We start from the raw sequence: 17,366 nt of genomic DNA on the forward strand, positions 1-17,366 counted from the left end.
ATCAGCTAATTGCTGATCTGCGTCGTCTTGTTCTTCCAGATGGCATTTCCTCAGAATTACTCTCACTATTTGTTTCTTGTTCAGTAAGTGAACTTGTATCTTTATTTGTTACGGATCCATTAGTTTCTTTAAGCGCTTTATCAGCGGTTTTCCTAACTACTTGTCGTGAATCTGGCTGTTGATCAAGTTGAGGTTTATATGCACGAGTTCCACCAGGAGCAGGTTGAACAAGACAAAGAATTAGTGGCTCAGCTTGAACTTCCCTTCTCAATCGACGAGATAATCCTGATTCAACCTCTCGTTGCAACCCAATCCAATCGACTTCTACTGACTTACCTCCAGTCTTAAGAACAAGCTGTTTCCATCGATTTTCTAAGACCCAATTAATCTCTCTTTCAGTCCAATTAACCATTGTTTTAGCATCAACATTAGTGATAACACCTCGAAGATTGACCCTTGGAGGTGCAACCATTACGCCATCAGTGCTAATTGGAGTAAGAACAGTAATCACTCCATCATCCGCAAGTTGCTGACGTTCTTTTAAGACTCGAGTATCGACAACCCCTGTTCTAGAAGAATCGAGCAATTCCACTCCTGATTTAACTGGTGAACCTTGCACAATAGAATCTGGTCTTAATTCAGCAACGTCCCCATTTTCCATAACCAATACATTTTCTGGATGAACCCCCATTGATACAGCAGTTTTTCCATGAAGAACTTGCATTCTGTACTCCCCATGCACAGGAATAAAGTATTTAGGTCTAGTTAATCCAAGCATCCATTTCTGATCTTCTTGACATCCATGACCTGAAACATGGATACCCTTATCTTTGCCATAAATAACTTTTGCACCCAATTTTATTAATTTGTCAATCGTATGCATGACGGAAATAGTATTTCCAGGAATAGGACTAGCAGAAAAAATGACAGTATCACTGGTTTTCAACTGAACATGTTGATGCTCACCCCTCGCGATACGGCTCAAAGCAGCCATTGATTCCCCTTGACTTCCTGTCATCAACAAAAACGTCTCTCTATCAGGCAAATCTCTAATCTGTTTAATTGGGAAAAACAAATCATCAGGAAAACGCATATATCCAAGTTCTCTCGCTTTCCCAACAACATTTAGCATTGAACGGCCTAGCAAGCCGACTTTTCTACCGTTTTTCATCGCCAACTCTAAAAGCATCGCTACTCGATGAGTTGAACTAGCAAATGTAGTGACCATAACTCTGCCCTCTGCAGTAGCGATGTATCTATCTAAATTAGGAAAAACAGAATATTCAGAGGGGGTGAATCCTGTGACTTCAGAGTTGGTTGAATCAGATAGAAGGCAAAGAACACCTTGATCTCCGTAATAAGCCATTCTTGCTAAATCTGCAGGCTGTCCATCGGGTGGCGTATGGTCGAACTTGAAATCACCAGTAAAAAACACTACCCCAACTGGAGTCGTTACTGCGAAGGAATAACTATCAGAAATTGAATGAGTATTTCTTACAAATTCAACAGAAAAATGTTGTCCAACTTTGATAACTTCTCTTGGTCCACATACTTGTATTGTTGTCCGATCAGCAACTCCTGCTTCCTCCATTTTTCCCCGAAGCATAGACATAGCAAGGGGAGGACCATAAACAATTGGAATATTAAAGTTCTTTAAATGATGAGAAATCCCACCAATATGATCTTCATGTCCATGCGTTACTACCAAACCCCTTATTCGACTTTGATTCTCACGTAAATAAGTAGTGTCTGGCATGACAACATTTACCCCATGCATCCCATCAGTTGGGAACGCCAGTCCAGCATCAAGAATCATGATGTCATCGCCATATTCAAAGACGCAGGTATTTTTTCCAATTTCTCCGAGGCCACCTAAGGGAATAATCCTCAAACAAGGAGATTTTGATTGATTATTTTTTGAACCTTGAAAATTCATTGAACTTGATGTCATGGAAAAATCTATGTAAAAAACTTGGTTGTTACCTAAATGAAAGTCAAATCCACTCGAGAACGAGAGAAAAGATCAAATCAATCTCATAGAAGAGAGTATCTTCACGAGTTCCTCTTGCATTTCGCTGTTTAAAGAGACTAAAGGACTCCGAGGAGGTCCAACAGACCAACCAATGAGTTGAAGTGCCGCTTTAACAGGAATGGGATTTGTGGTTGCAAAAAGAGATTTAAAAAGAGGTTGTAATTTCTCGTGCAAATAAAGTGCATCAGCATATTTACCTTCTAAAAAACTTTCTATAATTTTCTTCAAATTAGGACCAACTAAATGACTAGCGACACTAACAACCCCTACTGCCCCTACTGAAAGCATTGGTAAAACCAAAGCATCATCACCGCTATAAATAGCTAAATCTGATCCACAATAGTTCCTTAATTGAGTCACTTCCTCGGTTGTACCACTTGCAGCTTTAAAACTGACTACATTACTGCAATCCATAAGCTTACTTACAATACTAGGTGATATCGAACATCCTGTCCGCCCAGGAATGTTATAAAGCATCAAAGGCAACTGTGGGGCTGCATTTGCAATAGCGCGAAAATGAACTTCTAAGCCTTCTTGCGGTGGTTTATTGTAATAAGGAACAACGACTAATGCACCATCTGCTCCTGAATTAGCTGCTTCCTTTGTTGCTGCAATTGCCTCAGAAGTAGAATTACTTCCTGTTCCAGCCAAAACTTTAGCCCTAGAGCCTAAAGAATTTCTGACTGTTTCCAGCATCTTTTGTTGTTCTTGCCAAGTCAAAGTCGGAGACTCACCTGTAGTTCCGCATACAACGATGCCATCGGAACCTTGATCTACTAAATAATTTGCTAAATCTGCAGCAAGACCATAATCAACTTTCCCTTCCTCATTGAATGGAGTTACCATTGCGGTTAAAATCCTTCCAAAAGGGGCTGGTGATAATAAAGCTGACTTATTCATGATTTTTTCGGCAATAGAAGTTCAGCAATCTGCACTGCATTAAGTGCAGCTCCTTTCCGGATTTGATCTCCACATAACCATAGTTCTAAAGCATTGGGGTTACTTATATCTTGCCTTATACGGCCAACGGATATGGGGTCTCTACCAGTTACATCTTGAGGCATCGGAAAACGATTGTTTCCCAAATCCTCAAGTATCTCAACTCCTCGTGCGGATTCCAAAATCTCATAAGCTTCTTTTACAGGGAAAGGCTTTATAAATTCAATATTCACTGCTTCAGAATGAGCTCTAAAAACTGGAACTCTTACACATGTTGCGGTCAATGCAAGTCCAGGGTCTCCAAGAATTTTTCGGGTTTCTTTAACCATTTTCATTTCTTCCTCGCAATAATTATTCGATTGCAAAGGTGAATTATGCAAAAAAAGATTAAATGCCAAAGAATAAGGAAGAACTTTACTTTCTGGAGTTATTCCATCTAAAACTTCTTGGCTTAATTTCCCTAATTCTTCCATTGCCATTGCACCTGCGCCACTAGCGGATTGATATGTGGACACAACAATCCTCTTAATAGGAATATGCCTAGTCAATGGAGATAGAACCAACGCTAATAAAATAGTCGTGCAATTAGGATTAGAAATTAAACCTTTGTGCTTACTAGCATCGGAAGGGTTAACTTCTGGAACAACCAAAGGAACATTCTCATCCATTCGAAATGCACTGGAGTTATCAATCATCAAAGCTCCAGAACTTTGAATTTTATCTTTCCATTTACGAGATATTGAACTACCAGCTGAAGCCAACACCAAATCTACATTTTCAAAACTATCTTTAGTTGTCTCTTCGACTTTTAACTCAGTTCCGCAAAAACTCTGAATCTCCCCTGCCGAACGATGAGAGGCTAGTAAAATTAATTTTTTTATAGGAAAAGATCTCTCTTCAAGCAAAGTCAATAATTCCTTACCTACAGCTCCACTTGATCCAAGGATCGCAACTGTAAGAGGTCTATTTGGAAGAAGAAACTGTGTTTTCAAACTTGATGAGGAAAATTAAAAGGTTTAACAAAAAATTTTTTCTTATTGGAAAAATCAACAAATAACAAATTTTTCGATGCTTTTTAGGCCACAATAGCTTTGGAAGTGAATTAACGCTTTCTTACGCTAACCAATTTGAGAATTCCTTTTCAATGAGTGCTGCCAAATTAAAAGTAAAAACCAGTTCAAAACCTAATAGCAGAATTGCTGTAGAGGTAGAAGTACCAGCAGATCGATGCAAAAATAGTTACAACGAAGCTTTAAGCAAACTCAGCAGATCAATCTCAATCCCAGGTTTTCGCAAAGGTAAAGTTCCAAAAACAGTAGTCATCCAACAACTTGGGGTCAAAAGGATACAGGCCTCCGCACTAGAATCACTTTTGCAAAAAATATGGACGGAAACATTAGATCAGGAAGGAATTGAGCCCTTGTCTGAGCCGGAACTGGAAGATGGCTTTGAAACTATTTTAGAGAATTTCAACCCTGAAAAAACTCTTACATTAAAGCTTGAAACTGATATAACCCCTATCCCAACACTAAAAAAATCTTCAGGTCTTACGGCTGAGGTAGAAACTTTAATCTTTGATCCCAAAAAAGTAGATGAACTTATTGAGCAATCAAGAACGCAGTTAGCGACTAAAATTCCAGTTAGTGATCGTCCCGCAAAAAAAGGAGATATTGCTCTAGTAAGCTTCAAAGGAAGTTTCTCAGATGATGGCAGCGAAATTGAGGGTGGAAGCGCAGATTCAATAGAAATAGAACTTGAAGAAGGCCGAATGATTCCTGGGTTTATTGAGGGTGTGATTGGAATGAATATCAATGATCAAAAGACATTAAAGTGTGAATTCCCAAAGGATTATCATCAGGAAGATGCCAAAGGCAGAAAAGCTGAATTCAAAGTCAGTCTTGAAGATTTAAAAATTAAGGAACTACCAGAACTAAATGACGAATTTGCCAAGCAAGCAAGTGATAAAGACAATATGAGTGACTTACGGGCAGATCTAGAACAGAGGCTTAAAGAAGATAATGATAGAAAACAAGCGAAAAATCGTCAGGACTCACTTCTTGCGGCTTTAGTCAAAGAGCTTGAAGTTGAGCTACCAAAAAGTCTTATTGACCAGGAAGTTCGAGTAATTGTTGAACAAACAGCTCAAAATTTTGCTCAACAAGGCATTGATGTGAAATCAATGTTTACTCCAGAGCTTGTGAAATCGCTAATGGAGTCTTCAAAAGGAGAAGCAGAGAAAAAGCTTCGTCAAAAATTCGCTCTAAATGCTTTGGCTAAGTCGGAAAAAATTGAAGTTTCACAAAAAGAAATCAATTCAAAGCTTAAAGAAGTAGAAGCTGATATCAAACTTTCAAAAGAAAAAAATATAGATGAAAATCGTCTAAAAGAAGCTATTACTGATGATTTGTTGCAAGAAAAATTATTTGTTTGGCTCGAAGAGAATAATACTGTTTTAGAAAAAGACCCAGAAAAAAATAAGGATCAAAGCAAAGAGAAAAGTTCGAAAAAGGCAACAACAAAAACAAATAAAGAAAAGAAAAGTTCTAAAACACCCAAATCCTAGTTTCTACACATAGATTACAAGTATTAGTTATCTAAAGTTCAAGTTGATTGAAGCAAGACAAAATCACCCCATTAATAGTTTATGGAATAACTCCTGTCTTTTTTCAGGACCGGGAGTTCTCCCAACAGTCATCGAACAATCAGGTCAAGGTGAAAGGGCATTTGATATTTACTCCCGATTACTTCGAGAAAGAATCATCTTTCTAGGAACTGATGTAAATGATCAAGTTGCTGATGCATTAGTGGCTCAAATGCTTTTTTTAGAAGCTGATGATCCAGAAAAAGATATTCAGTTATATATAAATTCTCCCGGAGGATCAGTAACTGCGGGACTGGCTATCTATGACACCATGCAGCAAGTTAGTCCGGATGTCATAACAATTTGCTATGGCCTTGCAGCAAGCATGGGGGCTTTTCTTCTCTCTGGAGGAACAAAAGGTAAAAGACTTGCATTGCCCAATTCCAGAATAATGATTCATCAACCTCTTGGTGGAGCTCAAGGTCAAGCTGTGGAAATTGAAATTCAAGCAAAAGAAATTCTCTATTTAAAAGAGACTCTTAATTCACTTTTAGCAGAACATACCGGGCAAGATATTAAAAAGATTTCAGAAGACACTGATCGTGACCACTTTCTTTCTCCCCAAGAAGCGGTTGAATATGGCCTGATCGACAAAGTGGTTTCCAATCTCAACTCCATATGAATCATTAAGGAAAGCTGACAAGGCATCAATCCTCAATGATCCTATTAATTGAGACTGAGTAAAATTAATTATCGGTCTATCTAACCTATTTTTTATAGAGCTCGATGGCAAAATTTGAGGCCCATCTTAAATGCTCCTTTTGTGGCAAGGCCCAAGATCAGGTGAGGAAACTCATTGCTGGTCCCGGAGTGTACATATGCGATGAATGTATCGACTTATGCAATGAAATTTTAGATGAAGAACTAATTGATAATCCAACTCATCAAAGAAGTGGACATGAGCAAAGTCGTAAAACTAAAGCTGCCACCACAGCAGCTAAACCTGCTCCAACGTTGGCTTCCATACCAAAGCCCATTGAAATTAAAAAATTTTTAGATGATCAAGTAGTTGGGCAAGAACCAGCAAAAAAAATCTTATCAGTAGCTGTCTACAACCACTACAAGAGACTTGCATGGAAAGGTGATGGTTCTGGCGAGACAGATTTAACAGCCACCAAATTACAAAAATCTAATATTTTATTAATTGGACCAACTGGATGCGGAAAGACATTACTTGCCCAAACATTAGCAGAAATGCTCGATGTTCCCTTTGCTGTCGCTGATGCCACAACTCTTACTGAAGCTGGATATGTTGGGGAAGATGTCGAAAACATTCTCTTACGTCTTCTGCAAAAAGCAGATATGGATGTGGATTTAGCACAAAGAGGAATTATTTACATAGATGAAATTGACAAAATTGCTAGAAAAAGTGAAAACCCATCTATTACCAGAGATGTGTCTGGAGAAGGTGTGCAGCAAGCTCTTCTGAAAATGCTCGAGGGTACTGTTGCCAACGTCCCTCCTCAAGGAGGGAGAAAGCATCCTTACGGTGATTCTATTCAAATTGATACGAGCCAAATACTCTTTATATGTGGTGGAGCATTCGTTGGTTTAGAAGATGTAGTACAAAAAAGACTTGGGAAAAATTCAATTGGTTTTATACCAAATGAAAATAGGGCAAGAACCAAATCCAATCGAGATCGTCTTGGTGCAAATTTAATTAATGACCTTGAGCCGGACGATCTAGTGAAATATGGGCTAATTCCCGAATTCATTGGAAGAATGCCTGTTAGTGCAATCTTAGAACCATTAAATGCTAAAGCACTTGAGTCTATTCTCACAGAACCTAGAGATGCCTTAGTAAAACAATTTAGAACCTTATTGAGTATGGATAATGTAGAGCTTTCATTTGACGAAGATGCTGTTGAGGCAATTGCGCAAGAAGCCTACAAAAGAAAAACTGGAGCTAGAGCTCTGCGGGGAATTGTTGAAGAAATTATGCTAGATCTGATGTATAGCCTTCCATCTCAAACTAAAATTAAAACTTTCAACGTAACAAAAAAAATGGTTGACGAAATTACAGGCGGCAAAGTGGTTCCACTCTTATCAAATGACAAAAGAATTGTTAAAGAATCTGCTTAGATCAAATAAACTTTTTGAATACCTTTCTTAATGTTAATTGTAAAAATTTAAAAAATTAAATTAGTCAAATATTTGATCAATGGTAATCAATTTTGAATATGATCAAACAAATCAAGATTAAATTCATCAATATTTTAATTTCAAATGATAAAAACTTATGAGCCGTTACATCATAAATATCGACCAACAAACTTTGACGAGCTTATTGGGCAAGCTCCAATTACATCTACATTAAAACAAGCATTAATCAGTGATCGAATTGCTCCTGCATATATATTTTCTGGACCTCGAGGAACGGGTAAAACATCAAGTGCAAGAATTTTTGCAAAATCTTTAAACTGCTTAAAAAGTGAAAAAGCTACAACCGTACCTTGTGGTGAATGTGACTTATGTAGGGGGATTAGCGCTGGCAATGCTTTGGATGTAATTGAAATTGATGCAGCTTCCAATACAGGTGTGGAAAATATTCGTGAATTAATAGAAAGATCTAGATTTGCGCCAGCAAAAGCTCGCTGGAAAGTTTATGTCATCGATGAATGCCATATGTTGTCAACTGCAGCTTTTAATGCGCTTCTAAAAACCTTAGAAGAACCCCCTCCTCAAGTAGTCTTTATTCTTGCAACAACAGATCCCCAACGCGTTTTACCTACAATTCTTAGTAGATGTATGCGCTTTGATTTTAGAAGAATAGCACTACATGATTTAGAAAGTCATTTAATGAGTATTGCTAAAAAAGAAGAGATTTCAATCAACGAAGAGGCAATATCATTAATTGCAAAGCATTCCCAAGGAGGGTTGAGAGATGCGGAAAGTTTACTTGATCAAGTCAGTTTACTCCCTCCACCAATAACTCAATTAAATATTATCAATCTAATAGGGGCTGTACCAGAAGAAGAATTAATTATCTTAGCCAAGTCATTACTAAATAAAGATCCTAATTCAATTCTAAATATCTGTAATCGTCTAATTGATACAGGGAAAGAGCCAATTGCAATTCTACAAGGAATAGCATCTATATTAAGAGATTTAGTTGTCACTAAAGTCATAAGTAAGCCAACTAATTTATGTAATATCTCTCAAGAAAATCGTGAAAGTTTAAAAGATTTAGCAACGTCAATCAATCTTGATAAAATACTAAGCTTACAGGCTAAATTAAAAGGATCAGAAAACTATATAAGAAACAGTAATCAGCCAAAATTATGGCTGGAAATTAATTTACTTGGAATGCTTTCAAATGAAGTTTATAAAGAAAATAATAAAATCAAACAATCCTTTGTTAAAATAAACAAATCAGAGAAGTCTGAACCTAAAAATGCAAATCTTATAATAGACAATGTAGATTCAAATAGCAATAAAGAACAAGTCAAAAGAACAGTTGCTCAAGAAAAATTAATACCTGATAAAAACTTGAATCTTGATGATATATGGAAAAAAGTCATAGCCATGTTAGAGCTTCCATCAACAAAAATGCTACTTTCACAACAAGCTAAATTAATAAATTTAAGCTCAGATTCTGCCGAAATAGCAATTTCAGAAAAATGGATAAATATGATTCAAAGTCGAAAAAATCTTATTGAAGATGCTTTTTATAAGGCGAGAGGATCATCAACAAAAGTTCTTTTAATACAACAAAAAGATAACTTATCCCATTCGCGAAAAGATGAAAAAAATTCTCAGAATATTGAACAAAAAAATGAAATTAAAGTCAATAAGGAGATAAATAAGAATGACTCCAAAAAAGAGGAGGAGAAGAACAAAAATATAGAGGCAGAAATCAATTCAGAAGCAAGCTATATTGATGAAAAAGCTAAGCAATTTGCAGACTTCTTTAATGGAGAAATTGTTGATATTTAATAATTAGATTAACTTAATTAAGAACCAATATGATCAGTTTTTTCCCATATTAAAGTCTTGCGAAATAGTGACATTTTAAAAACTATAAAGGGAATTACAATAAACCAATGTGCAAGGTAAATCGTTGCTCCAAGTATATTGATAAAATTAGGCGATGGTAATCTTGGACCTTCACTAATTTGAGAACATCCTTTCCAAAAAGCTAAGCTAGAAATACCAAATGCAACTATAGATAGAGGCCAATATAAGGGGCTCTCAAATAAAATAATTGATACAATAAAATCGATAAATGATACTACTGGTAAAACATATTGCAATAAAAAAAAGCAAGTTAAATCTATTTTCTTGAATTTGGATAGTCGTTTTGAGATCAATAAAGGCCAGTAATCAAAAAACCTTTGTAATCCTCCCTCAGCCCATCTTTTTCTTTGTCTAAATAAAGCCGCCAATGATTCCACTGCTTCCTCTTGAATAGGTGGATCCCACATTATTACTATTGGCGATCGGGTTAATAAAAACCGGAAGCTTAAATCTAAATCGTCAGTGATAGTTTGTTCATTAAATCCTCCACAAGATTCAAGAACTTTTCGATTAATTAATTGGCCATTACCTCTTAACTCCGAAACACCACCACAAGCAAGCCTGCCTCTTTGAATAACCGCATCCATTGCCATCTCCATTGCTTGATAAACAGCTATTTTATTCAACTCACAATTCACAACTGATTTTCTTAACTGCACACCAGACCATCCACCATGCAAAGCAAGAGATATGGCTTTAAGTAATACATTGCTCTGTAATTGTGCATCAGCATCAAGAATAAACAACCATTCCCCATCAGTTTGATTCAATACAGAATTCAAAGCTCCTGATTTACCACCACCACTCAATAATGGACGACTTAAAACATTAATCCTAGAGCAACTTGTACGTAATTTTTGTAATAAATCAGGTGTTCGGTCTTGACTCCCATCATCAATTATCCATAGAGAAAGTTTTTCCTCTGGATATTCAATTGATAAAAGTCTTGAAACTAATCTCTCTATTACATTTTCCTCATCACGTGCTGCGACCAAAACATCAACTTTGGGAAGAGTTGCAAAAAATTCTTCATCCTTAATTAGAAGCTCTTTTTGTAATTGATAATTTTCCCTGCGATCTCTTATGACAACTCTCAACCCATACCCTCCTAGTAAGACAGCCAAAGTAATTGAAGGGAGTAAATTCTTGGTAGGCTCAATTAAATGAGGAAAAATTCCTATTAAGGCGCAGCAAATCAAAAACAATATTGATTTAATGCGTCGGTTTTCTCCACTAATTTTGGCTAAAGCCATGGAGCAATACTTTTATCAACAAGTGACTCTAAGAGGCTTTCATCACTAAGGCAAAAATCCATATTTAGTTTTTGGATAATAATGAGAAAGAATTTGTTTGGTAGTCCATCCATTTTTTGCTAACTCTATAGCCCCAGACTGAGACATTCCTGCTCCATGTCCAAAACCTCCACCAGAAAAAAGCCATTTACCTTCTTTAATTTCTTTAACAACAAATAATGTGCTTGGTAATTGTCTAAGAACTCGACGAATCTCATCAAGTTTAAGGAAAATTTCCGAGCCAGTCTTTCCTTCAATTTTCATGGAAGTGACTCTCCCACTTATACCTCTCGTTAAAACCTGAATTTTATTTGGATAAAAAGAACTACTAACTTTTTGAGCTTGATTGAGCTGTTCAGATATCTCAGAAGACTCTAGCGTTCTTTCCCACCTGAAAAGTGGATGATCAGACCCAAAAGCCTCAGACTTAGAAAATAAAAAAGATTTCAAATATTTTTCATTTGACAAAGGTAAATCAACTTTACGAGTCCACTGTTTTGGTCCATCCAAGCGCATTTGCAAATAAGGAACTTGATTAATTGACCATGCTTCATCGACCGATGCCATTACTCCACCATTTGTCGCGTGATAAACAGTATTTATTGGCTTTTTCTTCCAAGTCAGAATTATGCCAGCCGTTTTTTTTATAGCCGTTTTAATTTTTTGATTGGCTTTAGATGGATCTTTGTAAACCTGACATTGCGTATCACTGCAAAGGTTGTATCCATCAACTTTGAATCTATGACTATTAGCCAAAGCCCATGTTCTCGCTAGTACAGCCTGCGCTGCTAATGCTGCTTCAGGAGAGGTGGCGCCAATTTCGTAAGGAACTACTCCATTTAGATATCTCTCAATAGGAACATGCTCAACTAATGTCCAACTTCCATAAGCATCTGACTGGATCGAAAAAGGACCCAAGTATATTCCCTTCCCCCAGCGCATCCCATCAGGGGCTTCCAAAGAGATAGGTCCTTTGAGAGAAATCTTTCCATTATTTCCGTATACATAAGGGAAAACAGTCTTTGAAACTTTAATTTTTTGATAAACCGACTCGATAGATGCGGGAATCTCAATATCGCCGGACACCCAAACCTCCCAATCCAGTGGATGAGCAATAGTTGATTCAATACCTTTTTCTTTTAAATCATTTGCTACTTTTTCAGCAGACTCGAAACTTGCAAAAGGGCCAATTGTTTTTCGAATAAATACTTTGGGATTTAATAAGTCTCTCGCTCGCCAACCAATATTAATTTCTTTAGCCTTTAGAATTATTCCATTAGCATCTTTCAGAATCAATTTTCTGCCATTACTGACAAGCCTCAAAGATGGTGAATTCTGATCATTAATGATTTCTTTTCCTAAGTATGGTTTGATCCCAACAAGCAGCACATTTTTTTCTGAACTAATTAAAGGTGTTTGAGGAGGTGCCTGATGAGTTGCAAAAACGTTCACTTTGCGAGGATTCGCAATACAAACTTGATTTGAATAATGCGTAACAATCAAGAGAAACAATCCAAGACCAAAAAAACACTTTTGATTCTTTAAATAGTTTTTAATCACAACAAAAATCTCCTTCCAGCAAAAAATTAATAATTTGGGTTGGCTTAAGTGAGCTTAAGGACGTATTCTTATAGTCTAACTATGCTTTATCAATGCCAAAGCTCAAGACCCGCAAAGCTGCTGCAAAGCGGTTCAAAGCAACAGGCACTGGCAAGTTCATGAGACGTCGTGCATTTCACAATCACTTACTTGACCATAAGAGCCCTAAATTAAAAAGGCACCTTAAAACAAAAGCAGTGGTAGACGAACGTGATGCAGAGAACGTAAGCCTTATGCTTCCTTATGCTTAAGACTTCTTACTACCGGTTATTAGTTCAATTTCTTGATTTCTGATTATTAATTATGGCACGTGTTAAAAGAGGTAATGTTGCAAGAAAACGTAGAAACAAAATTCTTCGTCTAGCAAAAGGCTTTAGAGGGGGGAATGGAACTCTTTTCAGAACTGCAAATCAAAGAGTAATGAAAGCTCTTTGTAACGCCTATAGAGACAGAAGAAGAAGAAAGCGTGATTTCCGAAGACTTTGGATTGCAAGAATCAATGCAGCCGCAAGACTAAACGGATTAAGCTATAGCAAGTTTATGGGTAGCTTAAAAAAAGCAGATATAAAAATCAACAGAAAAATGTTGGCTCAATTAGCTGTTACAGATCCTAAAACATTTACAAATATCGCAGTTAATTCAAAAGGCTAAATGCACTATAGTAGTGTTTTCTTTTTTAAAGTTATGTATAAATATTTAATTAAACCAAAAGAATACAGAAGAAAATCCAAAAATTAAGATTATGCTAATAATAAATAATTACTATACGCTCAACAAGTTAGTAATTAGTTTTAGACAATGATAGCTAATCTTCCTCAAACTTATTTAATAGGACTATGTTTGCTATTAGTAATTATAGCTATTTTAGTAGGAAGACAATTATATAAAGTAAGAAAAGATGAAATGAAGCTTATAAAACTAGAGAAAGAGGATTCAAATACAAAAGAAGATTCTGCTAAAATGTATGAATTAGCATCTGTTCAATTAAAGAAAAGATTATATCCTCAAGCCACATCAACTTTAAAACAAGCATTAAAGAAACTAGATGGAGAACCACAAGAAGCTAAAGCACTTATAGAAAATGCCTTAGGTTTTGCACTTGCTGCCCAAAATGACTTTAAATCCGCAGTAATTCATTATAAAAAAGCATTAACTGCTAAATCTGAATATCCAGTTGCATTAAACAATCTCGGTTTTGCTCATCAGCGTTTGCTTAAAGAAGATGAAGCTTATAAAAATTATCAAGAGGTTTTAAAGCTAGATCCTAATAACAAAACTGCAATCTCCCAAATAAAAAGACTTGAACGAATAATTGGAAAAAGTAAAGATCAATTATTGAATAAAAAAGGTTTCTAAATAAATTTTAAATTATCATATTTTTACTGATGCAAACAACAAATCAATTGCTCAAAATAGGAAATAAAGAATTCAAAAGTCGGCTTCTTGTTGGAACTGGGAAATACTCATCCTTAGAGGTTATGCAAAAAAGCCTCTTAAATACAAACTCTGAAATAGTTACTGTTGCAGTTAGAAGAATTCAAGGACTTGAAACTGGACATAAAGGATTAATGGAATCAATTGACTGGAAAAGTATATGGATGCTCCCAAACACTGCAGGATGCACAAATGCTGAAGAAGCTATTCGCGTAGCGAGACTGGGGCGAGAATTAGCAAAATTAGCAGGTCAAGAAAATAACAATTTTGTCAAATTAGAGGTTATTCCTGACAAAAAATATTTATTACCTGACCCAATTGGAACTTTAAAAGCAGCAGAACAATTAGTTAAAGAAGGATTTACTGTTCTTCCATATATAAATTCAGATCCATTAATTGCAAAACGACTTGAAGAAATTGGATGTGCAACTGTTATGCCACTTGGTTCCCCCATTGGATCTGCTCAAGGAATAAGAAATGCAGCAAATATTGCGATGATCATTGAAGAATCTCGAATACCAATAATTATTGATGCAGGTATTGGAGTCCCAAGTGAAGCAGCTGAAGCGTTGGAAATGGGTGCCGATGGAGTTCTAATCAATAGTGCTATCGCGTTAGCTAAAAACCCTATTCTCATGGCTCAAGCCTTCTCAAAGGCAACTGAGGCTGGCAGAGACGCTTATCTATCAGGAAGGCTACAAGAGAACCTAGTTGCTAATCCGAGCTCTCCATTGGATGGAGTTATTTCAAATAATTAGAGTAATTCGTTAAAAATTAGTAACGTTATAGTCTAATAAACAAAAAAACATGGCAGTCACTAGAGAAAGTCAAGGAAGGCTTAACGTTTTTGCAGATGAACCAAGAATTGAAATACTTACAAAAGAAAGCAGTGACAACAAAGGTTCTTGGCTTTTTACCCTTGCTGGAGTTATCCTTGTAATTGGACTTATCGCATATTCTTTAACAATCAAGTGAAACCCTTGTAGTAGCTTGAATAATATGAGCATTTCATTTGCTCTTTCTTTTGGAGTTTAGAGTGAAAGTTTTCGTTCTTGGTGGTGACGGCTTCTGCGGATGGCCTTGTGCAGTAAATCTTGCTGACAAAGGTCATGATGTATTCATCGTGGATAATCTCAGTCGTCGAAAAATCGATATAGACCTTGAAGTCGAATCCTTGACTCCAATTACAAGTATTGGAGAAAGGATTAAAGCTTGGTCTGAAATAGGTGGAAGACCTATTCAATTTATTCATTTAGACCTTGCCTCTGAATATCAAAAACTTTTAGATCTGTTGATCGAAGAAAAGCCTGATTCCATCATTCATTTTGCTGAACAGCGTGCTGCTCCATATTCCATGAAAAGCAGCGCAACCAAAAGATATACGGTAGATAACAATGTCAATGGAACTCATAATCTCTTGGCCGCAATCGTTGAATCTCAATTAGATATTCACATTGTTCATCTTGGGACTATGGGGGTTTATGGATATGGATCTCATAGAGGTGCGACCATCCCTGAAGGTTACCTAAAGGTGGAAGTACCTCAACCAGATGGAAGTCGTTTTGAAGAAGAAATACTGCATCCAGCAAGTCCTGGAAGCGTATATCACATGACAAAAACGCTTGATCAATTGCTCTTTCTCTACTACAACAAAAATGACCAGATCAGAATCACTGATCTTCATCAAGGAATTGTATGGGGAACAAATACTGATGTCACAAGCCGTGATCCAAGACTGACAAATCGATTTGACTATGACGGTGATTATGGAACAGTGTTAAATAGATTTTTAATGCAAGCTGCCATAGGATATCCGCTAACAGTTCATGGTACTGGTGGACAAACAAGAGCTTTTATTCATATTCAAGATTCAGTAAAATGTGTTCAACTGGCACTGGAGAACCCTCCAGAAAAAGGTGAAAGAGTGAAAATTTTCAATCAAATGACTGAAAGTCACCAAGTAGGAGAATTAGCTAAAAAAGTAGCCTCTCTAACTGGAGCGAAAATCAATTATCTTCCCAACCCAAGAAATGAAGCAGTCGAAAATGATTTAATAGTAGATAATCGATGTTTTATTGAACTTGGATTAGATCCCACAACTCTAGATAATGGACTTTTAGAAGAAGTTGTTAATGTCGCAAAAAAATTCGCGAATAGATGTGATTTAAAACGAATACCTTGTGTATCTGCATGGACATCAACCCAAGCGAAAGCAATCAATAAATCCTAAACCTAATTTGTACAAAATCTTGAAAAAACTCGTTCAGTGAAAATAGCTTTCTTTACAGAAACTTTCCTACCTAAAGTTGATGGGATAGTCACTCGTCTAACTAAAACAATTCAAAATTTAGTTGAATCAGGTGATGAAGTGACTGTTTTTTGTCCAGAAGGTTGTCCATCAAGCTATATGGGTGCAAAAGTTATAGGTGTCCCAGCGATGCCATTACCTTTATATCCGGAACTCAAATTAGGACTTCCTGGTCCAGGTGTTTCAGACGAATTAGAAAACTTTAAGCCTGATCTAATACATGTAGTCAACCCTGCTGTACTTGGATTGGGTGGTATTTGGTTAGCGAAAACAAACAATATCCCCCTTGTAGCTAGTTACCACACTCATTTACCGAAGTATTTGGAACACTATGGAATGGGAATGTTAGAGCCTCTTTTATGGGAGTTATTAAAAGCGGCTCATAATCAAGCGACTCTTAATCTATGTACTTCCACTGCAATGGTGCAAGAACTCTCAGAAAAAGGAATTCAAAATACTGCTTTATGGCAAAGAGGAGTTGATACAGATATTTTTAAACCAGAACTAAGAGACGAAAAAATGAGAAAGCGTCTTTTGGGAAACTTTAGCGATGAAGGATCTTTATTGATATATGTCGGAAGACTCTCAGCAGAAAAACAAATTGAAAGAATTAAACCTGTACTTGAAGCACTACCAAGCACTCGACTAGCTCTTGTTGGAGATGGTCCATATCGACAACAACTAGAAAAAATTTTCCAAGGAACCTCAACTACCTTTGTGGGATATTTAAGTGGTAATGAATTAGCAAGTGCTTATGCCTCTGGTGATGCTTTCCTATTTCCCTCAAGTACAGAAACTTTGGGATTAGTTCTTTTAGAAGCAATGGCTGCTGGATGTCCAGTTGTAGGCGCAAATAAAGGTGGCATCCCAGATATCATTTCAGATGGAGAAAATGGATGTTTATACAATCCTGATGGAGAAAATGATGGAGCTTTGAGTTTAATAGAAGCTACAAAAAAATTATTGGGCAACGAAATAGAACGGACAGAGATGAGACAGGCTGCTCGTTCAGAAGCTGAGAGATGGGGATGGGAAGGCGCTACAAAACAATTAAAAAGTTATTACGAAGAAGTACTAAACAAAAAACAAAATGTTGCTGCTTAG

At 36.5% G+C, this 17,366-nt stretch carries 16 protein-coding genes; 11 read left to right on the plus strand and 5 right to left on the minus strand.

Annotated elements, in window-relative coordinates; all coding sequences use genetic code 11:
- Position 1: 1 nt before the first annotated feature.
- The 3 genes from O5640_RS07225 to O5640_RS07235 form a co-directional block, all read right to left on the minus strand.
- A complete protein-coding gene (locus O5640_RS07225) occupies positions 2–1,951 on the minus strand; it encodes a ribonuclease J (RefSeq protein WP_269611707.1) in 1,950 nt (649 codons plus the stop codon).
- 72 nt (positions 1,952–2,023) lie between these two features.
- Complete coding sequence (gene dapA, locus O5640_RS07230; protein ID WP_269611708.1) at positions 2,024–2,932, minus strand: 4-hydroxy-tetrahydrodipicolinate synthase; 909 nt, start codon at positions 2,930–2,932, stop codon at positions 2,024–2,026.
- The gene (locus tag O5640_RS07235; protein WP_269611709.1) at positions 2,929–3,963 is read right to left on the minus strand and encodes an aspartate-semialdehyde dehydrogenase; all 1,035 of its coding nucleotides are present in this window, start codon (positions 3,961–3,963) and stop codon (positions 2,929–2,931) included. The genes dapA and O5640_RS07235 overlap by 4 nt, the downstream gene beginning before the upstream one ends.
- Positions 3,964–4,115: 152 nt before the next feature.
- On the opposite strand from O5640_RS07235, the gene tig reads away from it, so the two are divergent.
- The 4 genes from tig to O5640_RS07255 all read left to right on the plus strand — a co-directional run bounded on the left by tig (position 4,116) and on the right by O5640_RS07255 (position 9,548).
- A complete protein-coding gene (gene tig, locus O5640_RS07240; RefSeq protein WP_269611710.1) occupies positions 4,116–5,534 on the plus strand; it encodes a trigger factor in 1,419 nt (472 codons plus the stop codon).
- 43 nt (positions 5,535–5,577) lie between these two features.
- Positions 5,578–6,234: an ATP-dependent Clp endopeptidase proteolytic subunit ClpP gene (gene clpP, locus O5640_RS07245; RefSeq protein WP_269611711.1), complete on the plus strand. Its 657-nt coding sequence runs from the start codon at positions 5,578–5,580 to the stop codon at positions 6,232–6,234.
- Between the two features lie 104 nt (positions 6,235–6,338).
- Positions 6,339–7,694 carry an ATP-dependent protease ATP-binding subunit ClpX gene (gene clpX / locus O5640_RS07250; RefSeq protein ID WP_269611712.1) on the plus strand — a complete coding sequence of 452 codons (1,356 nt, stop codon included), beginning with the start codon at positions 6,339–6,341 and terminating at the stop codon, positions 7,692–7,694.
- 144 nt (positions 7,695–7,838) lie between these two features.
- Positions 7,839–9,548 (plus strand): DNA polymerase III subunit gamma/tau, encoded by a 1,710-nt coding sequence (locus tag O5640_RS07255; protein ID WP_269611713.1) that lies wholly within the window; start codon positions 7,839–7,841, stop codon positions 9,546–9,548.
- 17 nt (positions 9,549–9,565) lie between these two features.
- Here the strand turns inward: O5640_RS07255 and O5640_RS07260 are convergent, their stop codons facing one another.
- Positions 9,566–10,882 carry a glycosyltransferase gene (locus O5640_RS07260; RefSeq protein ID WP_269611714.1) on the minus strand — a complete coding sequence of 439 codons (1,317 nt, stop codon included), beginning with the start codon at positions 10,880–10,882 and terminating at the stop codon, positions 9,566–9,568.
- A gap of 45 nt (positions 10,883–10,927) precedes the next feature.
- Positions 10,928–12,373, minus strand: a complete 1,446-nt coding sequence (locus O5640_RS07265) for a SpoIID/LytB domain-containing protein (RefSeq protein ID WP_269611715.1) — start codon at positions 12,371–12,373, stop codon at positions 10,928–10,930.
- 200 nt (positions 12,374–12,573) lie between these two features.
- Here O5640_RS07265 and rpmI point away from each other — a divergent pair, with 200 nt between their 5' ends.
- From rpmI to O5640_RS07300, 7 genes are all read left to right on the plus strand, one after another.
- Positions 12,574–12,771, plus strand: coding sequence for a 50S ribosomal protein L35 (rpmI, locus tag O5640_RS07270; protein WP_038654742.1), 198 nt, complete (start codon positions 12,574–12,576; stop codon positions 12,769–12,771).
- A gap of 52 nt (positions 12,772–12,823) precedes the next feature.
- A complete protein-coding gene (gene rplT, locus O5640_RS07275; protein WP_269611716.1) occupies positions 12,824–13,171 on the plus strand; it encodes a 50S ribosomal protein L20 in 348 nt (115 codons plus the stop codon).
- 147 nt (positions 13,172–13,318) lie between these two features.
- Complete coding sequence (locus O5640_RS07280; RefSeq protein WP_269611718.1) at positions 13,319–13,876, plus strand: tetratricopeptide repeat protein; 558 nt, start codon at positions 13,319–13,321, stop codon at positions 13,874–13,876.
- Between the two features lie 29 nt (positions 13,877–13,905).
- Positions 13,906–14,712, plus strand: a complete 807-nt coding sequence (locus tag O5640_RS07285; RefSeq protein WP_269611720.1) for a thiazole synthase — start codon at positions 13,906–13,908, stop codon at positions 14,710–14,712.
- A 49-nt stretch (positions 14,713–14,761) separates the two neighbouring features.
- Positions 14,762–14,929, plus strand: a complete 168-nt coding sequence (locus O5640_RS07290; protein ID WP_269611721.1) for a high light inducible protein — start codon at positions 14,762–14,764, stop codon at positions 14,927–14,929.
- Between the two features lie 61 nt (positions 14,930–14,990).
- Positions 14,991–16,184, plus strand: a complete 1,194-nt coding sequence (locus O5640_RS07295; RefSeq protein ID WP_269611722.1) for an NAD-dependent epimerase/dehydratase family protein — start codon at positions 14,991–14,993, stop codon at positions 16,182–16,184.
- 36 nt (positions 16,185–16,220) lie between these two features.
- Positions 16,221–17,366, plus strand: coding sequence for a glycosyltransferase family 4 protein (locus tag O5640_RS07300; protein WP_269611723.1), 1,146 nt, complete (start codon positions 16,221–16,223; stop codon positions 17,364–17,366).

Origin of the sequence: Prochlorococcus marinus str. MIT 0912, assembly GCF_027359595.1 — a bacterium.
Lineage (GTDB): Bacteria > Cyanobacteriota > Cyanobacteriia > PCC-6307 > Cyanobiaceae > Prochlorococcus_B > Prochlorococcus_B marinus_C.